The sequence below is a fragment of the Pontibacter brevis genome (genome assembly GCF_054779655.1).
This window is the reverse complement of sequence record NZ_BAAGXV010000011.1, coordinates 79,963-99,857: the sequence shown is the minus strand read 5'-3', so window position 1 is coordinate 99,857 and position 19,895 is coordinate 79,963. Positions and strand designations below refer to the sequence as shown.

Below are 19,895 nucleotides of genomic sequence, written 5' to 3'. Positions count from 1 at the left end.
GTTCAAAAAGTAACATCAATTGTACTAGGTATCAGTGGTGTTTTATAGCTTATTTTAAATGATTTCCCCTTAAATACCTTATACATAGGATGGAAGAGCTTAACAGACTCATTAAAATAGTAACACCGAATTCTGTAAAAAATGGTCTATCAATAAGTACCAATAGCAGTAGTAAGGAAGGGAAGTTTGTTGAGGGTTTGTATACCTCCGCCTTTGAAAATGATAACCAGGCTGCTTCTTTTCTATATAACGCTTCTGCTAATGATGTTCGCTATAAAATGCTGAAGCACAGGCTAAAAAAGAAGCTGTATAATCATCTTCTGTTTTTAGGATATGACAAAGGCGCATCATTTGGTGTTGAGCAAAAAGAGCAGGAGGTAATGAGACTTCTCTTTCAGGCGAAAGTTCTGCTTAGAAAAATGGAGTATGGGCTAGCTCAAAATTTAAGTAATAAGGCATACAGATTGTGTATTGAATATGACTTTACTGATTTAGCCGTTTCAAGCCTTATTATCTCTGTTAACTGTTTAGCGGAAGAAAGTTCTTTAACTTCTTACGTTAGCATGTATGAAACATTGCAGCTATACAAAAATAAGGAAAAGCTCACACAGGAATCGCTTGAACTGTTTCAAATAGCAAAATTGAACTTGCGTAAATCTGTCAAATCACGAAAAGCCTATTTACAGAACATTCCTGAGGTTTTAAATCAACTAAAGTCAAATTGGGAGCAATCCGGTACATTCTCAGCCTTCAACGCATATTATAAGTTGTATATATGGTATAATGAGTTGATAGGGGATTTCCAGGGCATAATTAATATCACAACACATACTTTTGAACTCATAAAGGAAGAAAAGATAAACGCCAAGCGGTTTGATAAGCGGTATAATTACTATATTCTGGTGTATGCCTATTTAAGAAACAAGGAATACGACTTAGGATTGAAGTCTGCCGCGGCATATAAATCTAATTTTGAACCTGGTTCTTTGAATTGGTTTTCCTATATGGAAAATTATTTTCTTCTTGCTTTTCATGCAAAGCATTATGAGTTAAGTAAGTTGATCATAACAGAAGTTTACTCTAACAGCTTCTTTGCTAAAATATTTAGCAGTGCGAAGGAAAGGTGGACGCTTTATGGGGAGTATCTAAACCTGCTTAGTTCAGCCTCAAATAACCAACTTCCAAAGAGTAGGTTCTTAATGTCTTCACTACCTGAGTATAGCAAAGATAAGCAGGGATTCAATGTCGCTATACTTATCTTACAGTTTGTGTACTTTCTTCAAAAAGAGGACTCTGAAGCGTTGCTATACAGAATTGAAAGCCTGAAAAAGTATATCTTAACCCATCTGAAAGACGCTTTTAGTTTAAGAAGTAAAACATTCTTAAGGCTCCTGATCTTAACGGTTACAGAGGATTTTAATGCGGAAGATTGTAAGAAGAAGGGGCAGAAGCTATATCAAAAGCTAATTGAAACTCCTCCTCCTGGTGATGCCTATGCAGAAATAGAAATTATTCCTTATGAGCACTTATGGGAACATATACTGTCCATTTTAGAAAAAAAATTTTAGTTCGGCACTTTCAATCATTTAAATGGATGAATTAAAAAGACTGGTCAGTTTAGTTGTTGAACGGAGCAGTAAGTCATCACCCCTCATCAACCAGCAGGATGAGAGTAATCTGGAAACAAAGCTCTTTAGTCTGATAAAGAAGAATGAGATAGAATCAGATGAGGATGCCCTCAAAGCACTATATGGGAAAGAAAGTTCATCTGCTAATTACCGTATGCTAAAATCCAGGTTGCGGAAAAAGCTTTTGAATCATCTTCACTTTTTAGAATTCCCGTCTAACAAGTTTGCTGCCACTAGATTATTGAGCTACCATTGTAACGGCCTGCTGTTGGAGGCACAGGTTCTTCTAACTGCTGATGAGTATCAGATTGCGGATAAGCTTCTTAATCAAGTAATAATTGTGGCAAAAGAAAATATGCTAACACCTACCCTTGTTAGGGCACTTGAATTGAAGCAGACTATCAATACATTTATTTACAATAGAAAAGTTTATCAGGAGACGGCAAATGAGCTTCATAAGTACTACAGTATTGAAGAAGATGAACGTAAGGCGGTAAAACTGTACCAGCACTCAGTCCTTGAACTGAATGCTGGTGTGAACAGCAGAAATGCCTTTATGCCTGAGTTTGTTACCATAACAAAAGAGCTATATGCTTTATGGGAGAAATCACAATCCTCTCATATTTATAGTTTGTACCACATTCTAAGTATCCAATACCTGGAGTTGACCGGTGATTATAAGGCTATTTCTGAAGCAGTTGAGAAAGCAGAGAGCTTGCTAGAGGAGGGACGTTTGCATAAACATTGGTTTGATCAAAGGTATAATCGGTTTATCCGTGTATATGCATTGCTTCGGACAAAGCAGTACGGACTTGGGATTTCACTAGCTAAGGAGTACCTACAGGCGTTTGAGCCGAATACACTGAATTGGTTCGCGTTCATGGAGAACTACCTGCTCCTGGCATTGCATTCGAAGAATTATGAGTTGGCTGGTAAGTTGATGCAGAACAGTTTAGGTAGTAAGCATATACATAAAATCAAAGATGCTGCTAAAGAAAGGTGGGAGCTTTATAGGCGATACCTGCTGCTTATGCACACTGTCATACCATCTCACAATGTTAGCAACCTGCCAGAGGGGGTTTTAACGGAACTTGTCATGCTGCCTAAAGATAAGGCTGGGTTCAACTTGTCACTGCTGGTTCTGGATACAATCAGAAGCCTGCAGCTAAAAAGCCTGGACGATTATGAGTCGCAAGCCGAAAGAATCAGGAAGTATATATCGAAATACCTGCGTGGCGAGAAAGCAGAGCGTCCCCGCTTGTTCTTACGGCTGCTGCTACTGGTTATCAAAGAAGGTCTGCATCCTGCCAGTTCAAGAGAAAAGGGGCAAAAGCTTTATGAGAAACTATGCCAGACAGCACCTCCGGGAGACGCTTTCGCAGAAGTGGAAATCGTTCCGTATGAGCACCTATGGGACGTAGTGCTACATGTTCTTGACAAGCGAGCTTCATGAGGGTATCCTTAAGCTGTCTGTAACCACTGCCTGAGTGCAAGAAGTATTGGTTGTTCTTTTCTGTGCCGTTATATGTTTGGTGAATGGTAATTTTATTACTTTAACTGAATGGAAAAGAACAACCCTACTGTCACAAGAGCCTGGAGCTTTTACGACTGGGCCAACTCCGTCTACTCGTTGGTCATTATCTCCACTATTTTTCCTATCTACTACAGCGCCATGGCCCGTAACCCGGACGGCACTGACTTGGTCCGTTTTTGGGGCTTTGAACTAGAGAGTTCTGTATTGTTTTCCTATGCCATTTCAGCTGCTTTCCTGATAATTGCGGCTCTTAGCCCTTTCTTAACCGCTATAGCCGATTACAGCGGCAGGAAGAAGCTGTTTATGCAGCTGTTTTGCTACCTGGGTGCTGCCTCTTGTGCGGGGCTGTATTTCTTTACCCGCGAGACATTTACTGTCTCCGTCATACTTTTTGTGCTGGCTACTATTGGCTTTAGCGGCAGTATTGTATTTTACAATGCCTACCTTCCTGAAATTGCCACCGAAGATCAATACGACAGGCTAAGTGCCCAGGGGTTTTCGATGGGGTATGTGGGCAGTGTGCTGTTGCTGGTCTTTAACCTGGCCATGATCATGATGCCGGAGTGGTTTGGAATTGCAAAGGATAACACCTCACTTCCGCCCCGCATTGCTTTCCTGACGACAGGCATCTGGTGGTTTGTGTTTGCGCAGTATTCCTTTTATTACCTGCCAAACAATGTGTATGCACGTAAGCCGAAAGGAAGCTGGATTCTGAATGGCTTCAAAGAGCTGAAGCATGTGCTGGAACAGGTGAAAGGCCTGCCACTGCTGAAGCGTTTCCTGCTCGCGTACTTTTTCTATAACATGGGGGTACAAACCGTGATGTACCTTGCCGCTGTTTTTGGAGAGGTAGAGCTGCGGCTGGCAAGCGATGTGCTGATAGTTACAATATTGATTATACAGTTGCTGGCTGTAGCCGGCGCCTATGCTTTTTCAAGGCTATCTGAAAAGTTCGGTAACATAAGGGCCCTCATCGTAGCGGTATGCATCTGGATAGGCATTTGTGTGGGAGCTTACTTCACCTACACAGAGTTTCAGTTCTATGCCCTTGCTGCCGTGGTAGGTTCTGTTATGGGCGGCATACAGTCGCTCTCGCGCTCCACTTACTCTAAACTGATACCTGCCACCACCATAGACCATGCTGCCTTCTTTAGCTTCTATGATGTGACTGAGAAGATTTCTATTGTACTGGGCACCCTGGCTTACGGTATGATTGCCTATTACACAGGTTCTATGCGAAACAGCGTACTGGCGCTTATCACCTTCTTTGCGCTGGGACTGCTCTTCCTGCTTCTGGTCCGTGGCAAAAGATCACCGGAGACACAGTCTGAAAATGTAAAAGTCGCCAGTACCTGATACAACCTGTGCCAGACTTGCTCTAAACAAAAAGTCCACCGCAGAAGCTTCTGCGGTGGACTTTTTGTTTATGCGCTTGATCTTAAAAGCGGAATTCAGAAGGACTACTTCTTATAGACCTGCTTCCCGTTCACGTAGGTGCTGAGCACTTGCACACCTCGCATTTCGGAGGGGGCAATGGTCATCAGGTCTTTGTCTACGAGTATAAAATCAGCGAATTTGCCTGGCTCGATGCTTCCTTTCTCGTTTTCCTCAAAGTTAGATCGGGCTGCCCATATCGTCATGCCCCGCAAGGCTTCTTCGCGGCTTAGGGCATTCTCCATCTGGAACCCCCCTTCCGGCCAGTTCTTTGCATCCTGGCGGGCCACAGCAGCATGGAAAGTATAGAAAGGGTTGATGTCCTCTACCGGGAAATCGCTGCCTAACGGAATGTAACCGTTCTGCTGCAGCAGTTCTTTGAAGGGATAAGCGTGTTTAATGCGCTCATTGCCCAGCCTGTCACCAGCCCAATACATATCGGAGGTGGCATGCGTAGGCTGCACAGATGGGATGATGCTGTACCGGCCAAACTTATCCATGTCAGCCGGATTCACAATCTGCGAGTGCTCTATGCGCCAGCGCTTGTCGTTTTGGCCGCCCAGCACGTTGCCGTAAATGTCGAGGAGCAGGCGGTTAGCAGAATCACCGATGGCGTGGGAGTTCATCTGAAAACCGTGCTCATTCAAAAGCTTTGCGATGTCCCTGAACTCCTGCTCAGAGGCCAGCAAAAAGCCATAGTGGTTGTGCTTGTCCGCGTAAGGCTTCAGCAGGTTCGCGCCTCTGGAACCCAGTGCACCGTCAGCGTATATCTTAAATGAGCGCACATTCAGCCTGTCCGTTTTATATGGGCCGTTTCTGAAGTAGTGGTCCTGGTTTTCCTGGGTCGGGTTCAGCATGGCATATACGCGTATCTGCAACTCACCCTTCTGCTGCATGTCGTCAATCAGGTCCACGGTAGACTTGTCCAGTCCGGCATCGTCCACAGAAGTGAGGCCCACGGCAAAAACATTAGCTTCCGCATTCTGCAGTGCCTGCCGCTTGTCTGCCTCGTCCGCCTCTGGTATTTTGTCCGTCACCATGTCCACAGCATTGTCAATCAGGATTCCGGTCATGCGGCCGTCTTTTACTTCCACCAGGCCACCCACCATTTTAGTTTGTGGTGTTACGCCTGCCAGGTCCAGCGCCTTTTGGTTAGCCAGCGCAGCATGGCCATCTACCCGGGTGATGATGACAGGTGTGTTCGGGAAAAGCTGATCCAGCGTGTCTTTTGTCGGGAATTCTTTTACTGCCCAGTCGTTCTGGTCCCAGCCACGGCCCGTAATCCAATCTGCGTCCGGGTACTTCTCACGCTGCGCCACTAATTGCTGCACCACTTCTTCAAACGATGCTGTGCCTACCAAATCTGCAGATTGCAGCCCGAGGCCATAGCGGTAGAAGTGGGAGTGTGCATCGATGAGGCCAGGGTATATGGCTTTGCCGTCTGCATCCAGTTCTTCTGTGGCAGTATAAGCCTCCCGTATCGCGGCAGTAGTACCAACGGCTACAATTTTACCGCCTTTCACTGCGAAGGCTTCCGCCTTCTCAAAGTTGTCATTCACGGTATAGACCGTGCCGTTGTATACAATCAGGTCAGCCTGCTCCGTGTTTTGCTTTGTGCTGGTGCAACTGCTGATAAGGGAGCCACCCAAAAGCAGGGCGGCAGCAAGGGTGCGTAGGGTATTGGTCATTAGGTTCTGATTATTCGAAGCGCATGTGTTTTACAGAATCACCTGTGTTGATCAGCTCCAGCAGCGAGTCGATGCCGATGCTCAGGTGCTTTTCAGCGTAGTTTACCGTAACGTGCTGGTCACTTTCAGATGTCTTCACACCCTCCGGAATCATCGGGTTGTCAGACACCAGCAACAGGGCGCCGTGCGGTATCTCGTTCACAAATCCAACCGTGAAGATAGTGGCTGTTTCCATGTCAATGCCCATGGCCCGTATCTGGCGCAGGTATTCCTTAAAATCATCGTCATGCTCCCACACGCGGCGGTTGGTGGTGTACACAGTGCCGGTCCAGTAATCCAGTTCGTGCTTCTTTATCATGGAAGATACAGAGCGCTGCAGGCGGAACGAGGGCAGGGCAGGAATCTCTGACGGAAGGTAGTCATCGGAGGTACCCTCGCCCCGGATAGCCGCGATAGGCAGGATGAGGTCGCCTATCTGGGTTTTCTTTTTCAGGCCACCACACTTTCCTAAAAACAGGGCTGCCTTCGGTTTGATAGCAGACAGTAAATCCATCACCGTGGCTGCCATGGCACTCCCCATACCAAAGTTGATGATGGTAATGTTATTGGCTGTGGCCGACTGCATCGGCTTGTCCAGGCCCTTCAGTTCTACCCCGAAGCGGTCGGCAAACATACGCACGTAGTTGATAAAATTAGTTAGCAGGATATACTCACCGAATTCTTCCAAAGGCACGCCGGTATAGCGGGGTAGCCAGTCCTTTACTATTTCTTCTTTCGTCTTCATGATCTTAATTTTACTGGTAATATGATATAAAAAATCCGCCTTGGCAGCCTTAACTGCTGGGGCGGAGCATTAGAAATGGCTAAATTGCAGGCATGGATGCTTTGAATTTGCCACCATTTGAACACAAAATTACAAAATCTGGCGCTAATTACCTGATCTTTGATGCCATACGCCGAAAATACGTTGTGCTTACCCCCGAAGAATGGGTGCGGCAGCATTTTGTACATTATCTTATCAATACGCTTTCTTACCCTAAAAGTCTCATCAGCATTGAACGGGGCACCACTTACAACAAGCTGCAGAAGCGCTCAGACCTGTGTGTATACAACCAGCAGGGGAAGCCACATCTGCTGGTAGAGTGCAAAGCAACGCACGTACCCATTACGCAGGAAGTTGTGAAGCAGGTTTCAGTGTATAACCAGACACTGCAGGCGCAGTTTGTGGCCATCACCAACGGCTTGCAGCATTTTTGCTGGCAGGTAGATTTCGAGACAAGGCAGTTTCAGCCCCTGCAGGAGATACCTGGTTACAATTTTGAATAACAGAACGTGATTGAATAACTGAATGATTTTAGTCTCCGACCTAGTCAATTATTCAATCATTCGAAATTTAGTTATTGTAAAAGTACAGCCTGTTCCCAATCATCCCATTCCTGAAGTACTGCATATAAGCCTTTAACAACTGTTCCGCTGTAGGGGAAGGGGGCGCGGGAGCCATCTCCGGGAGGGTGTAAAACCGCACCTGGTCATCCTGTGTCAGTTCAGTTACCTCGCCCTGCTGCACCATAAACCAGGCATTACCATTGTAGAACAGGGCACGGCCGGTATCAGTGCTGTCGAGTACAGAGCGGCCAAAAGGCAGTAGCTTATTTGTTGGGATGTTCAGGTAGTCTGTTACTGTCGGCACAATGTCTGTATGCTGCGTGATTTGCGTTGTATCTACTTTTCCCAAGTCTTTTGACGGGTGGAACAGGAGCAGGGGCACACGGTAGTGTCCTAATTCGTTCTGGTATGCCGGCGCTATGCTTTTCTGGGTGTGGTCGGCTGTGAGGATAAACAAAGTGTTCTGATACCAGGATGTTTTAGAGGCAGCCTCAAAAAACTTCTGCAAGGCATAATCAGCGTAGCCAACGGATTCGTGTATCTCCAGTTCTCCTTTCGGAAAGCGCCCCTTATACTGTTCAGGTACCGTGTAAGGCTGATGCGAGCTTAAGGTAAAAATAGTGGCCATAAAAGGCTGCTGAAAAGTGGAAAGCTCTTTGGATACATACTGCAGGTACGGCAGATCAAAGATGCCCCACTGCCCATCAAAATGCTCAGCCCGAAGAGCGGAAGGATATTCATCTAAACCATAATATTCCTGTATGCCTGCTGCACGCGAAAAATCGTTGAAGCCCATGGTGCCGTTGGCCGCCCCATGGAACATGGCAGTGCGATAGCCTTCCTGCTGCAGAATGTGCCCCAAACCGTAGAATCTGTTGGACTGATAGGGAGAGGTGATGAATGGTTCGGGCATCAGGGATGGAATGCCTGCCAGAATAGAAGGCAAGGCCTCTATGGATTTGCGGCCATTTGCAAAAGCGTTCTGAAACAGCACCCCCTTTGTAGCCAGCGAGTCGAGAAAGGGGGTGTAGCCCTGGCCGCTGTTTAAAGCACCTACATATTCTGCGGCAAAGCTTTCTAAGATAATAAGAACGATGTTGTCATGCCTGGGCTCTCCGTCCGGTTGTTTATAGGGAGCAGGATCGAAAGGCAGTACTGCCAGTAATTCCTCCTCTGTTCTGAAGTAATGTTTCTCTTCCAGCTGTGCCTGTCCAATTCCTTTGATGAAGGTAAAAGGGGTGTTGAGGGTAAGATGGCCGAGGGAGGCAGTATCCAGTACAAAAGCATGGCTCGGGCGCAGTGGCTTCAGTTGCCAGCCACCCCGGATGCCTAAGACGGCAAATGCGACAGCCAGCAGCAGGCCCAGCGAACGCTTCCATACAGGGGCTGTAACAGCAGGTGTAGCAGGTGCTGCAGGATACAGCTTTGCAAGACACAGTATCAGCAACAGAAAGCACAGAACGAGGTACCAGTAGTTTGTAACCAGTTGTCCTGTCTGGTTGGCTATATCATGGGTGATAGTAAAAAGTTCATTGCTGGAACGCCTCCCAATAAAACCGAAGAACTCTACGTCTACCAGTGCCAGGGCAATAAAAGGAGCATTGGAAAACACAAACACCCATTTAAGCAGGTGCTGGTATTTCGGGTGCAGTGTGTTTCCAAATGGCAGCAGGGAAAGCACAATGAACAGGCTGTTTGTGATGAGGATGGCTGCTATATCAAAGCGCAGGCCGTGCAGGAAAGCAAGCACTGTTTCTGCTGTACCTGCTTCCGCAAAAGTTTTATAATTAAAAGAATAAAAAACCACACGCAGCAGCATGTACAGCCCCAGTATCAGGCTCAGGCGGCGCAGCAGTAGTTTAAAGGAAGTTTTGAACATGAATGTGTTGCCTGTAAAGGTGCAGTAAAAGAGCAAAAGGCCGTTTTACGTTAGCTTGCCCCGGCTCTTACTTTACAAATCCTGTGCAAAATAAGAGCGCCTTTCTGACATTGTCAAAAAGGCGCTCTTATTTACAATTTATAAGGTGTTACAGCACGTTTTCAGCCGGAACAAACTCCAGTCCGAATGCCTCTGCCACGCCCTGGTAAACTACCTTGCCTTGTACCACATTCAGGCCTTTCAGCAATTCGGCATTGTCGGCGCAGGCTTTCTTCCAGCCTTTGTTCGCCAGTTGTATAGCATACGGCAGAGTCGCATTGGTCAGTGCCAGCGTTGAAGTATAAGGCACAGCGCCTGGCATGTTCGCCACGCAGTAGTGTACTACATCATCTATGATATAAGTCGGGTTCTCGTGCGTGGTTGGCTTACAGGTTTCAATACAGCCACCCTGGTCTACTGCTACGTCTACAACCACTGTTCCCGGGCGCATCTGCTTCAGCATGTCGCGTGTGATCAGGTGAGGAGCTTTCGCGCCTGGTATCAGTACCGCGCCGATAATCAGGTCGTGGGTTGACAACAGCTCACGGATGTTATACTCGTTGGACATGAAGGTGTTCACGTTCGCCGGCATGATATCATCAAGGTAACGCAGGCGCTGCAGGTTGTTGTCCAGTATGGTCACATCAGCACCCATACCAGCCGCCATCTTGGCAGCGTTTGTACCTACCACACCACCTCCAAGTATCATCACTTTGGCCGGACGCACACCCGGTACGCCACCCAACAGAATGCCACGGCCCTGCATTGGTTTCTCAAGGTACTTGGCACCTTCCTGAATCGACATACGGCCTGCCACTTCAGACATTGGAATCAGTAGCGGAAGGGTTCTGTCAGCTTTCTCTACTGTTTCGTAAGCCAGGCACACCGCCTTGCGCTCTATCATGGCGTGCGTAAGCGGTTCGTATGAGGCAAAGTGGAAATATGTAAACAGCAGTTGGTCTTCCTTAATCAAAGGATACTCCAACTCAATCGGCTCTTTTACCTTTATGATCATCTCAGCGATGCCATAAACCTCCTCAATGCTCGGAAGGATAGAAGCACCAGCTCTAATATAATCGTCATCGCCAAACCCGCTGCCATCGCCGGCAGTAGACTGTACGTACACAGTGTGGCCATTGCGCACCAGCTCAATCACACCGGCAGGCGTTACCCCTACACGGTTTTCGTTATTCTTGATTTCCTTTGGAACACCAATAATCATGTGGTTCTATTTAAAGTGGTTTTGAAAAGCTGCGCAAAGATACCATAAGTATCCTGAAATAAAACATCCGCAGTCTAACTACATTGTATAGGGCTTTAACGGGAAAAATGACGCAGAGGACAGGTATGGGGCAAAATTAAAACTAAGGAGAAGCGTGCTGCGTATAGCCCCTAAATGAAAAAAGGCAGCGATAAAATCACTGCCATTAGTACAAAATAAAACTATGAAAAAAACTATCTCTAAGGTATCGGCTTATTTGCCCTCCCTTAACATATCTTGAGGTGCCTGCCGCTCTATTACATTTGCCTTCAACGTTAGCCTGAGGGCCGGCACTATAATATCATTCGAAAGAACTGTTACTACTTCGTTTTGCTCCTCTAACACATTGGCACTGTATCTTAGTTCCAAAAGTGCGGTTTGTCCTGGCTTTAAAGCTGACGCCGAAACACGGTACTGAACACAGTTGCAGGCAGCCTTTATTCCCTGTATCACAAGGGGCTGGCGACCCGTGTTCTTAATTTGAAACTTAGCAATTGCTTTTTGTCTTTTTTCAAGTTTGCCGAAGTTGTAGTTCGTGCTGCCAACTGCCAAACGCGGGGACATTAGCTTTTGTTCCTGCGAGTATGCAGTTTTCAAATCTTTTGGACCAACGCCGCCTTTTATGTATAAAACCTGTGTCGGCTCTTCAGCCGTAGAGGTAACAGTAATGCTTTTATGGAACGGGCCCGGCCGGCCTGTGCTGTTGTATACTGCAGTAATCACGCCAGTTTTCCCCGGTAAAAGAGGCTCTTTTGTCCAGGTGGGCGTGGTGCAGCCACAAGCGGGCTGAACATTAGAGATAATTACCGGCTGATCCCCCACATTTTTTACTCTAAACTCGTAAGTAGCTTGTGTACCCTCTGCAATGGTGCCAAAATCATGGGTTTCTTTCTCAAAACTCAGCTTCCCTTGTGCCATGGCTGCAGAGGCAGCAAACATAAGATAAAGCAGGGTTAAGAGGTTAAGCTTTTTATTCATAAGTTGAAGAGCAAATTTTAAGCAAATAAAGTTCTGTAATGTTCAGAGCAAAACAAATATACGAATTTCTTTTCAAAAACAGGAAAACCCCTGCTGTGCCTGTCTTGGCCAAGTATATCTGAATTTGAATTTAGGGGATTCTTCCGTACTTTTGATGAGAAAACACACCTTTAGTCTAAAGATAAAACATGCAAACTGCTGAAGCATCTATCACTCAAAAACTAACAGCTGAAGAGATCCTGAACGACTACCGCATCGGGTGGGAGAGCCGGCAGGCGAGCCTCGCCGGACGCAAGGAGGTGTTTATGGGGAAAGCCAAATTCGGTATCTTCGGCGATGGGAAGGAGGTGGCACAACTGGCGCTGGCGAAGTTCTTTATGCCGGGTGATTTCCGTTCTGGCTACTACCGCGACCAGACCCTGATGTTTGCGATAGGTGAGTTGACGCTGCAGCAGTACTTTGCACAACTATATGCCCATACCGATACAGAGGCGGACCCCTCTACGGCAGGCCGGGCCATGAATGGGCACTTTGGTACCCGCTCCCTGGATGATGAGGGAAATTGGAAAAACCTGATGGAGATAAAAAACTCCAGTGCAGATATATCGCCAACTGCCGGGCAGATGCCACGCCTGGTAGGGCTGGCTTATGCCTCTAAGCTATACCGCCAGAACCCGGAGCTGCAGCACCTGAAGCAGTTCTCCATGAACGGGAATGAAGTAGCTTTTGGTACCATTGGCAACGCTTCTACCTCTGAGGGCCCTTTCTTTGAGGCCATCAATGCGGCGGGCGTGCTGCAGGTGCCGATGCTGGTTTCTGTCTGGGATGATGGCTACGGCATATCGGTGCCGGCAGAGTACCAGACCACCAAAGGCAGCATTTCCGAGATTCTGGCCGGTTTCCAGCGCAACAGCGAGGACGAGCAGGGGTACGAAATCTTTAAAGTGAAAGGTTGGGACTACATGGCCCTCTGCGAAACGTATGAGGCTGCTGTGCGTGTGTGCCGCGAGCAGCACGTGCCGGTGCTGGTGCACGTAGAGGAAATGACGCAGCCACAGGGGCATTCTACTTCCGGCTCGCATGAGCGTTACAAGCCGACAGAGCGCCTGGAGTGGGAGGCGGAGTATGACTGCCTGAAAAAAATGCGTGAGTGGATGCTGGAGAACGGCATCGCTACTGCGGAGCAGCTGGATAAGATTGAAGCGGAGGCAAAAGACGCGGTGCGTGCTGCCCGAGGCAAGGCCTGGAACGCTTTTGTCAGCGATATCAAGCAGGACCATGATGAAGCCCTCAGGCTTCTGGATAACCTGGCAGCTGCCAGCGATCATGCCACACAGATTGCTACCATTGCCAGGGAACTGCGCAAAATAGCTCCCCCTATCCGGAGCGATGCTGTGAAGGCCGTGCGTAAAGCGCTCCGCTTTGTGCGGGACGAGCGCAGCCAGGCTAAACGCGAATTAGTAGGTTGGCTGGAGCAGGCTATGGGAGAAAATGCAGAACGCTACAACTCCTACCTGTTCAGCCAGTCAGAAGAGTCAGCACTGCTGGTAGAGGAGGTAAAGCCAGAGTTTGATGAAAACTCACCTGTGGTGGATGCCCGTGAGGTGCTGCAGGCATGCTTTGATGCCATGCTGGCCCGCGATCCGCGTGTTTTTGCTATTGGCGAAGATGTAGGGTATATAGGCGACGTAAACCAAGCCTTTGCAGGTTTGCAGGAGAAGTATGGCGAGTTACGCGTAACAGATACCGGGATCCGGGAGTGTACGATTGTTGGCCAGGGGATAGGTGCTGCCCTTCGCGGCCTGCGTCCTATTGCCGAAATCCAGTACCTCGACTACCTGCTGTATGCTATCCAGATCCTGTCAGATGATTTGGCAACTTTACAGTATCGCACCAAGGGCGGCCAGAAGGCGCCCGTTATTGTGCGTACGCGGGGCCACCGCCTGGAGGGGATCTGGCATTCGGGTTCACCAATTGGCATGGTGCTGAACAGTCTTCGGGGCATGCATGTGCTGGTGCCACGGAACATGACACAGGCAGCAGGTTTCTATAACACCCTCCTGAAGTCAGATGAACCTGCGCTGGTAATCGAATGCCTGAACGGCTATCGCCTGAAAGAGCGCATACCTAACAACATCGGGGAATTTACAGTGCCGCTTGGCAAGCCTGAGATTTTAAAAGCTGGTAACGACATTACCATCGTTACCTATGGTTCCATGTGCCGCGTCGTGATGGAGGCAGCCAAGCAGTTGGAAGAATATGGTATTTCGGCTGAGGTAATAGACGTACAGACGCTGCTGCCTTTCGACATCGAGCATATGATTACAGATTCCATCCGGAAGACAAACCGGGTACTGTTCACAGACGAGGACGTACCTGGTGGTGCAACCGGCTATATGCTGCAGCAGGTAGTGGACGATCAGGGCGCTTACCGTTGGCTGGACTCTAAGCCACAGTGCCTGTCAGCACACGCGCACCGCCCTCCGTATTCTTCGGACGGCGATTACTTCTCTAAGCCAAACGTGGAGGATGTGTTCGATGCTGTATATGATATGATGCACGAAGCTGACCCGGAAACATATCCGGCAATCTATTAAAGAACCAAAAAGAAAATTAACCATAAAGAAAATCCCCGGTAGCGCAGGCTACCGGGGATTTTCTTTATGGTTGTTGCGGTTGTCTTACTGTCCCTGGAACAGCACGACATCATCAGAATAAACCACATTGCTCTTGTTCAGCGCTCTGTCATATATAAATATTTCAAAGCGTACAGTATCCCTTGGATCAAACACATCATTGGAGAAGTTGGTGAGCGTGTACCTTATCTCTCCTTCCAGAGGTTCGCCTTTGTCATCACTGGAAAGGCGCGGGAAGCGACCGTGCAGGTTCAGGCTTGCTACCGGAAAAGGATAAGGAACATAAGTATTCCCTCGTTTGATTTGTAGATTTGCAAAAAAGTTGTTGAAATAAGGCGAACTCTGGTCGAAAGGTGGCTGAAAATCAGGATCGGAGTTGCCCGTAGGAGTTCTTCGGAGCCCTAGGTTGCCGTCGCCATCCTGGAAATCCACAACTACAACAAGCGAGTCAAACGTAATTCTGTTCTTCGTATAGGTATACTGGTCTACACGATCAAAGGTGATGGCCGGCTCGTCCGGGTAATTGGGCTCCTCGCGCCAACAGCCAGCCAACGAGACCAGCAGCAGCAGTGCTACACTATACTTTAGGAAGTATTTCATACAGGATGTCAGAAAATGAAGCTAAATTTACTCAATAAAACGCAGGAAATATAGGATTTGTTGTATTCAATGGACTTTAAAAAACATCATATCAGGCTACTGCACCAACAGGAACTTACGGACTTTAATGCTGCTGCGCTGGAGTTGTTCCGGTACCAGGCGCAACACAATGCTGTTTATAAGTCATATATCCAGCACCTGGGTACAGAAATAGCCGATGTAAAAACACTGGAGCAGATTCCGTTTTTGCCGATAGCGTTTTTCAAGGACCAGGAGGTTAAAACAGGGGGCTTCGAAGCCGAGGCTGTTTTTTACAGCAGTGGCACAACGCAGCAAACCCGAAGCCGCCACTTTGTATCCGACCTTGCGCTTTACCAGCACATAACAGAGCATACTTTTCAGAAGTTCTACGGGCCGCTGCAAAGTTATGTCATATTGGCCCTGCTTCCATCTTACCTGGAGCAGGGTGGCTCCTCACTGGTGGCCATGGTCGATCACTTTATAGAGCAAACAGGACAGCAGGAAGAAGGCTTTTATCTGCGCGAGCACGATAAACTGTTGCAGGCCATGCGGCAGGCAAGGCAGCAGGGGAAAAAGGTGCTGCTGATAGGAGTCTCCTATGCCCTGCTGGACTTGGCGGATGAGCTGAAGGGAGGGGAGGACTTTAGCGGCGTCATTATCATGGAAACGGGAGGCATGAAAGGCCGCCGCCGCGAGATGATTCGGGAAGAGTTGCATGCACAGCTAAAGAAGGGCTTTGGCGTGGAGGCCATTCACTCTGAGTACGGCATGACCGAACTGCTTTCGCAGGGTTACTCCCAGGGAGAAGGTATTTTCTGGCCCGGCTACACCATGCGCATTCTGCTCCGCGACCTTAACGATCCTTTTGATATCAACCCCGGACACCGTTCCGGCGGCATCAATGTCATTGACCTGGCCAATATCGATTCCTGCGCTTTTATCGAAACCAAGGACATTGGACGGATCCACGCGGATGGCAGCTTTGAAGTGCTCGGCCGCTTCGACAATTCCGACATCAGAGGGTGTAATTTGCTTGTTGTCTGAGCATCTTTCCGGCCTGCCGCGCGTTAAAGGGAGGCATGGGGTATATTGTTTTTATTGTACTGGTAGCAGGCATGTGCCTGCTTTTTTATAGATGGGCTACCCGTAAAAACCGCAGGCGCAAAAAGGTGCTGGCGCAGGAGTTCCCGGCAGAGTGGCGTAAAATTCTGACCGACAGGGTAGGCTTTTACCATACCCTCAAGACCGACGAAGACAAGCGCCGCTTTGAGAAAATGCTGCAGCTCTTCCTTTCAGAGAAGCGGATTACGGGTATCGATGTGGTGGTGGACGATCTGACGAAGGTGCTGGTCGGCGCCAGTGCCATCATTCCTATTTTCGGCTTTAAGGATTGGGAGTACCAGAACCTGGGGGAGGTGCTGGTGTTTCCGGGAAGCATCAAACGTTATAAGAATGAAAAGAACGAGGCGGTATCGGAAGTGCTGGGGCGCGTAAATCCATTCCAGAACGACCATTATGTCACGCTTTCCAAACCTGCCCTGGAGCGGGGGTTCAACGACATGGCCGACCGGAAGAACGTGGGCATCCACGAGTTCGCCCACATGCTGGACCAGGCGGATGGCGAGATAGACGGCACACCAGAGGCCTACCTCCCAGAGGATTTAGTAAGGCCCTGGCAGGAGCTAATGTACCGGAAAATCCAGGCTATCAGGAAGGGTGATTCGGACATTGATACCTATGGCGCTACCAGCGAGGCAGAATTTTTTGCCGTTGTCACGGAGTACTTCTTTGAGAAGCCAGACCAGCTGGCTGAGAAGCACCCGAAGCTGTACAAACTACTGACAGAAATTTTCCATCAGAAGAACATTAAAAGTCGCTTCCGCATCAATTTTAAGCAGCTACTGAACCCTTATGGCAAGCGTATCCGCCGTAATGAGCCCTGCCCCTGCGGCAGCGGCGAAAAGTACAAGAAGTGCTGCAGGTTAAAGAAATCAGCGGCTTAGTTTCTCGTTGTTGGTTATTCGTTATTCGATGGTGGGGAAGATACCACGTTCATCTTTTTTTAAGTCCAGCGGGACGACCTGCTGATAGATATAATTCTAATGCTTTTTAGCTCCAGAGGAGCGACCTGTTTAATATAAAGTTACAGATCGCTCCTCTGGAGCTAAAGGCTTTTGTAGGCCATCAGGCTATCAACAGGTCGTCCCGCTGGGACTTTTGCCCAGAACTGTCTACAACTCATGCTTATGAAGAACAACATAGAGGAGTCCTGATTTACCTGTGCTTGTTTACCTGTGCTTCATTGTTATGCTTTCGCACAATGCGCATTAATAAAGTATACCTGACAACGAACAACGATTAGCGAATGTCGAGTAGCCCCTGCTTCAGCCGCTGCATCGCCTCCTGTAGCCTTGGCGTTTCGATAGCGAAGGACATACGGGCGTGGCTGGGGCCTCCAAAGTAGTCCCCGGGTTTAAGTTCGAGGGCATAATGTTCGAGAAGGTAGCGGCAGAGGTCAACGGAGGTGGTGATGGTTTCACCGGAGGATGTGCTTTTGTGGAGGTAATAACTGAAGTCGGGGAAGAAGTAGTAGGCGCCATCAGGAGTGTAGTACTTTACTTCGGATATCGCGTCAAGCCCTTCCTGCATTATTTGCCGGTTCTGCGCCAGCACTTCCAGCATAGGAGGGAGCGCCCTATCCTGCTTTTCGATAGTAGCCTGTGCGGCATCCTGCAGAAAAACACTCACGCCTGCCAGCGTGCTTCCCTGGAAGTCAATACACTTCTTAATGATGTCTGCCGGCCCCAGCATATAGCCCAGGCGCCAGCCGGACATAGCAAAGGACTTAGAGAAGCCGTTTATGAGGAAGGTTCTTTCTTCTTTTGCCCCCTTGCAGGAAAGGAGAGAAGTAAAAGGCCTATCGTAAGTAACGCGGTCATATATTTCATCAGACACGATATATAAGTTCGGAAATTCATTTGTCACCTCCAGCAGCGCCTCCAGTTCCTCCTTGGTGTAGATGCGGCCGGTGGGGTTGCCGGGGTTGGTTAGTAAGAGTATACGGCTACGGCTGTTCAGGGTCTTGCGGAGCGCTTCCGGTGTTAAGGCATAGTCTTCGGAGAGCTGTGTAGGCAGGGGCACCAGCATGCCTTTGCTGTACTTCATCAGCTCATGGAAGCCAAACCAGGCCGGTGTTGGCACTACCACTTCGTCTCCCTGGCACAGTATGATGCTAAATAGGTTGAACAGCGCCTGCTTGCTACCCGGCGTAATCAGTACCTGCTCCGGCTTTACGTCAAGCCCGTCTTTTTTGTAGGTATTGCAGATTGCCTGCCGCAGCTCCAGTGTTCCCTCGGTTGGGCCATAAAAGGTTTTGCCGGCCTGTAAAGCAGAAATAGCAGCGGCAGTGGCAGTTCCCGGGCTACGGAAGTAGCTGGAGCCGGAAGCAAGGGAGATGTGTTCCATGTATAGGTGGGTAGATTGTCAGTTCTTCAAAAAATAAGCTTACGTTTTATTCACTCGCATCATGTAAAGAGTCCCAGCGGGGCGACCCGATAATAGATATCATTTCTAATGCCCTTTAGCTCCAGCGGAGCGATCCGTAGCTTTGTTAAACAGGTCGCTCCGCTGGAGCTAAAGGTTTTTGTGGGCTATTAGGCTAGCAACAGGTCGTCCCGCGGGGACTGAAACTGGTTCATATAAAATCAGCGAATGATGTAAATCGTCCCTTTTCATCCGTGCCTAAGCACGTTTGAAACAGAGTGCAATAAAACAAACTTTACAGCTACAAAGGCTTATACCGCTTAACCCACCGTAAACAGCACATCGGCAAAACGGCAGGACTCATCCTGGAAAACAGTTTCGACGGTGAACCCACAGGCTTTGCCCATCTCCGACACCTGCTGCAGGGAGTACTTGTGCGAGTTCTCAGTGTGAATAGCTTCCCAGGCTTCAAAGTGAAAAGTTTGGCCAGTGGCACGGATGTACACGTCCTGGTCTTTTTTGCTGACAAGGAAGCTGCGCATCACTCCTTCGTGCGGGTTGTAAATGGGGTAGTGGCGAAATTGTTCTACGTCAAACTCGCCGCCTAGCTCCCTGTTAATACGGCGCAGCAGATTCAGGTTAAACTCGGCTGTTACGCCGGAGGCGTCGTTATAAGCGCTTAGAATCGTGTCCGGGTCTTTTCGTAGATCAATGCCCATTAACAGTTTATCGCCTTTGCTAAGGTTGCTGCAAATGCGCTGCAAAAAATGCATGCTTTCGTCTGCCTTAAAGTTGCCGATGTTGGAGCCCAGGAACAGCACCACCTTGTGTTCAGCCTTGTTCTCCTGCAGCCATTCCAACGCCGGAAAGTATTCGCCCACTACGGCCTGTACGTTCACGGCAGGCATTTCCTGTTGCAGGCTGTCGGTGAGCTGCCGCATGGCAGTCCCGGATATGTCCACAGGCACGTAGTCGAAAGCACTTTTTTGCTGGTTCAGCTCCCGCAGCAGGATTTTAGTTTTCAGAGCATCACCGGCTCCCAAGTCAATTAAATGAAAATACCCGCTTGCAGCGAACTGCCGCGCCATTTCATGCCGGTTATCCGTTAGCACCTTAAACTCGCAGCGGGTCAGGTAGTACTCAGGCAAGGCCATAATATCCTGGAAAAGCTTGCTGCCCGCGGCATCGTAAAAGTAACGCGAGGGCAGCGACTTCGGATACTGGCTGAGGCCCTCGGCTACATCCTTTGCAAATGTCTCTGTACTGCTGGTGCCGTCCTCTTTGCGGCTTAAATCTATCATGGGGACTACTGTTGGAGTCGGTTTCAT

General features: G+C 48.5%; 15 protein-coding genes. 7 read left to right on the top strand and 8 right to left on the bottom strand.

Features of this window, described 5'->3' with window-relative positions:
* Positions 1 to 89 precede the first annotated feature (89 nt).
* From ACYVB1_RS02910 to ACYVB1_RS02900, 3 genes are all read left to right on the top strand, one after another.
* A complete protein-coding gene (locus ACYVB1_RS02910; RefSeq protein ID WP_460920352.1) occupies positions 90 to 1,568 on the top strand; it encodes a hypothetical protein in 1,479 nt (492 codons plus the stop codon).
* Between the two features lie 22 nt (positions 1,569 to 1,590).
* Positions 1,591 to 3,081, top strand: a complete 1,491-nt coding sequence (locus tag ACYVB1_RS02905; protein WP_460920350.1) for a hypothetical protein — start codon at positions 1,591 to 1,593, stop codon at positions 3,079 to 3,081.
* A 108-nt stretch (positions 3,082 to 3,189) separates the two neighbouring features.
* Entirely contained in the window at positions 3,190 to 4,518 is a 1,329-nt protein-coding gene (locus tag ACYVB1_RS02900) for an MFS transporter (RefSeq protein ID WP_460920348.1), read from the top strand.
* Between the two features lie 104 nt (positions 4,519 to 4,622).
* Here the strand turns inward: ACYVB1_RS02900 and ACYVB1_RS02895 are convergent, their stop codons facing one another.
* Together ACYVB1_RS02895 and ACYVB1_RS02890 are read right to left on the bottom strand one after the other, a co-directional pair.
* Positions 4,623 to 6,284, bottom strand: a complete 1,662-nt coding sequence (locus ACYVB1_RS02895; RefSeq protein ID WP_460920345.1) for an amidohydrolase — start codon at positions 6,282 to 6,284, stop codon at positions 4,623 to 4,625.
* 10 nt (positions 6,285 to 6,294) lie between these two features.
* The gene (locus ACYVB1_RS02890; RefSeq protein ID WP_460920343.1) at positions 6,295 to 7,068 is read right to left on the bottom strand and encodes an AMP nucleosidase; all 774 of its coding nucleotides are present in this window, start codon (positions 7,066 to 7,068) and stop codon (positions 6,295 to 6,297) included.
* A 92-nt stretch (positions 7,069 to 7,160) separates the two neighbouring features.
* Here ACYVB1_RS02890 and ACYVB1_RS02885 point away from each other — a divergent pair, with 92 nt between their 5' ends.
* Positions 7,161 to 7,610 (top strand): type I restriction enzyme HsdR N-terminal domain-containing protein, encoded by a 450-nt coding sequence (locus tag ACYVB1_RS02885; RefSeq protein WP_460920340.1) that lies wholly within the window; start codon positions 7,161 to 7,163, stop codon positions 7,608 to 7,610.
* A gap of 67 nt (positions 7,611 to 7,677) precedes the next feature.
* Here the strand turns inward: ACYVB1_RS02885 and ACYVB1_RS02880 are convergent, their stop codons facing one another.
* From ACYVB1_RS02880 to ACYVB1_RS02870, 3 genes are all read right to left on the bottom strand, one after another.
* Positions 7,678 to 9,549 carry an LTA synthase family protein gene (locus ACYVB1_RS02880; RefSeq protein ID WP_460920337.1) on the bottom strand — a complete coding sequence of 624 codons (1,872 nt, stop codon included), beginning with the start codon at positions 9,547 to 9,549 and terminating at the stop codon, positions 7,678 to 7,680.
* 148 nt (positions 9,550 to 9,697) lie between these two features.
* A complete protein-coding gene (gene ald, locus ACYVB1_RS02875; RefSeq protein ID WP_460920335.1) occupies positions 9,698 to 10,810 on the bottom strand; it encodes an alanine dehydrogenase in 1,113 nt (370 codons plus the stop codon).
* A 252-nt stretch (positions 10,811 to 11,062) separates the two neighbouring features.
* Complete coding sequence (locus ACYVB1_RS02870; RefSeq protein ID WP_460920333.1) at positions 11,063 to 11,827, bottom strand: DUF1573 domain-containing protein; 765 nt, start codon at positions 11,825 to 11,827, stop codon at positions 11,063 to 11,065.
* Between the two features lie 188 nt (positions 11,828 to 12,015).
* On the opposite strand from ACYVB1_RS02870, the gene ACYVB1_RS02865 reads away from it, so the two are divergent.
* Complete coding sequence (locus tag ACYVB1_RS02865) at positions 12,016 to 14,424, top strand: alpha-ketoacid dehydrogenase subunit alpha/beta (protein ID WP_460920331.1); 2,409 nt, start codon at positions 12,016 to 12,018, stop codon at positions 14,422 to 14,424.
* Positions 14,425 to 14,508: 84 nt separating this feature from the next.
* On the opposite strand, the gene ACYVB1_RS02860 is transcribed toward ACYVB1_RS02865, so the two are convergent.
* Complete coding sequence (locus tag ACYVB1_RS02860; protein WP_460920329.1) at positions 14,509 to 15,063, bottom strand: hypothetical protein; 555 nt, start codon at positions 15,061 to 15,063, stop codon at positions 14,509 to 14,511.
* A gap of 69 nt (positions 15,064 to 15,132) precedes the next feature.
* Between ACYVB1_RS02860 and ACYVB1_RS02855 the strand changes: the two genes are divergently transcribed.
* Together ACYVB1_RS02855 and ACYVB1_RS02850 are read left to right on the top strand one after the other, a co-directional pair.
* Positions 15,133 to 16,128: an acyl transferase gene (locus ACYVB1_RS02855; RefSeq protein ID WP_460920327.1), complete on the top strand. Its 996-nt coding sequence runs from the start codon at positions 15,133 to 15,135 to the stop codon at positions 16,126 to 16,128.
* A gap of 35 nt (positions 16,129 to 16,163) precedes the next feature.
* Positions 16,164 to 17,087 (top strand): zinc-dependent peptidase, encoded by a 924-nt coding sequence (locus ACYVB1_RS02850; protein WP_460920325.1) that lies wholly within the window; start codon positions 16,164 to 16,166, stop codon positions 17,085 to 17,087.
* Between the two features lie 355 nt (positions 17,088 to 17,442).
* Here the strand turns inward: ACYVB1_RS02850 and ACYVB1_RS02845 are convergent, their stop codons facing one another.
* Positions 17,443 to 18,549: a pyridoxal phosphate-dependent aminotransferase gene (locus ACYVB1_RS02845; RefSeq protein ID WP_460920322.1), complete on the bottom strand. Its 1,107-nt coding sequence runs from the start codon at positions 18,547 to 18,549 to the stop codon at positions 17,443 to 17,445.
* 338 nt (positions 18,550 to 18,887) lie between these two features.
* Entirely contained in the window at positions 18,888 to 19,895 is a 1,008-nt protein-coding gene (egtD, locus tag ACYVB1_RS02840) for an L-histidine N(alpha)-methyltransferase (RefSeq protein ID WP_460920320.1), read from the bottom strand.

Excerpts from the sequence above, each read along its gene's own strand:
- ACYVB1_RS02910 (WP_460920352.1), top strand. The coding sequence starts at position 90 with ATGGAAGAGCTTAACAGACTCATTAAAATAGTAACACCGAATTCTGTA.
- ACYVB1_RS02905 (WP_460920350.1), top strand. The coding sequence starts at position 1,591 with ATGGATGAATTAAAAAGACTGGTCAGTTTAGTTGTTGAACGGAGCAGT.
- ACYVB1_RS02900 (WP_460920348.1), top strand. The coding sequence starts at position 3,190 with ATGGAAAAGAACAACCCTACTGTCACAAGAGCCTGGAGCTTTTACGAC.
- ACYVB1_RS02895 (WP_460920345.1), bottom strand. The coding sequence starts at position 6,284 with ATGACCAATACCCTACGCACCCTTGCTGCCGCCCTGCTTTTGGGTGGC.
- ACYVB1_RS02890 (WP_460920343.1), bottom strand. The coding sequence starts at position 7,068 with ATGAAGACGAAAGAAGAAATAGTAAAGGACTGGCTACCCCGCTATACC.
- ACYVB1_RS02885 (WP_460920340.1), top strand. The coding sequence starts at position 7,161 with ATGGATGCTTTGAATTTGCCACCATTTGAACACAAAATTACAAAATCT.
- ACYVB1_RS02880 (WP_460920337.1), bottom strand. The coding sequence starts at position 9,549 with ATGTTCAAAACTTCCTTTAAACTACTGCTGCGCCGCCTGAGCCTGATA.
- ald (WP_460920335.1), bottom strand. The coding sequence starts at position 10,810 with ATGATTATTGGTGTTCCAAAGGAAATCAAGAATAACGAAAACCGTGTA.
- ACYVB1_RS02870 (WP_460920333.1), bottom strand. The coding sequence starts at position 11,827 with ATGAATAAAAAGCTTAACCTCTTAACCCTGCTTTATCTTATGTTTGCT.
- ACYVB1_RS02865 (WP_460920331.1), top strand. The coding sequence starts at position 12,016 with ATGCAAACTGCTGAAGCATCTATCACTCAAAAACTAACAGCTGAAGAG.
- ACYVB1_RS02860 (WP_460920329.1), bottom strand. The coding sequence starts at position 15,063 with ATGAAATACTTCCTAAAGTATAGTGTAGCACTGCTGCTGCTGGTCTCG.
- ACYVB1_RS02855 (WP_460920327.1), top strand. The coding sequence starts at position 15,133 with ATGGACTTTAAAAAACATCATATCAGGCTACTGCACCAACAGGAACTT.
- ACYVB1_RS02850 (WP_460920325.1), top strand. The coding sequence starts at position 16,164 with ATGGGGTATATTGTTTTTATTGTACTGGTAGCAGGCATGTGCCTGCTT.
- ACYVB1_RS02845 (WP_460920322.1), bottom strand. The coding sequence starts at position 18,549 with ATGGAACACATCTCCCTTGCTTCCGGCTCCAGCTACTTCCGTAGCCCG.
- egtD (WP_460920320.1), bottom strand. The coding sequence starts at position 19,895 with ATGAAACCGACTCCAACAGTAGTCCCCATGATAGATTTAAGCCGCAAA.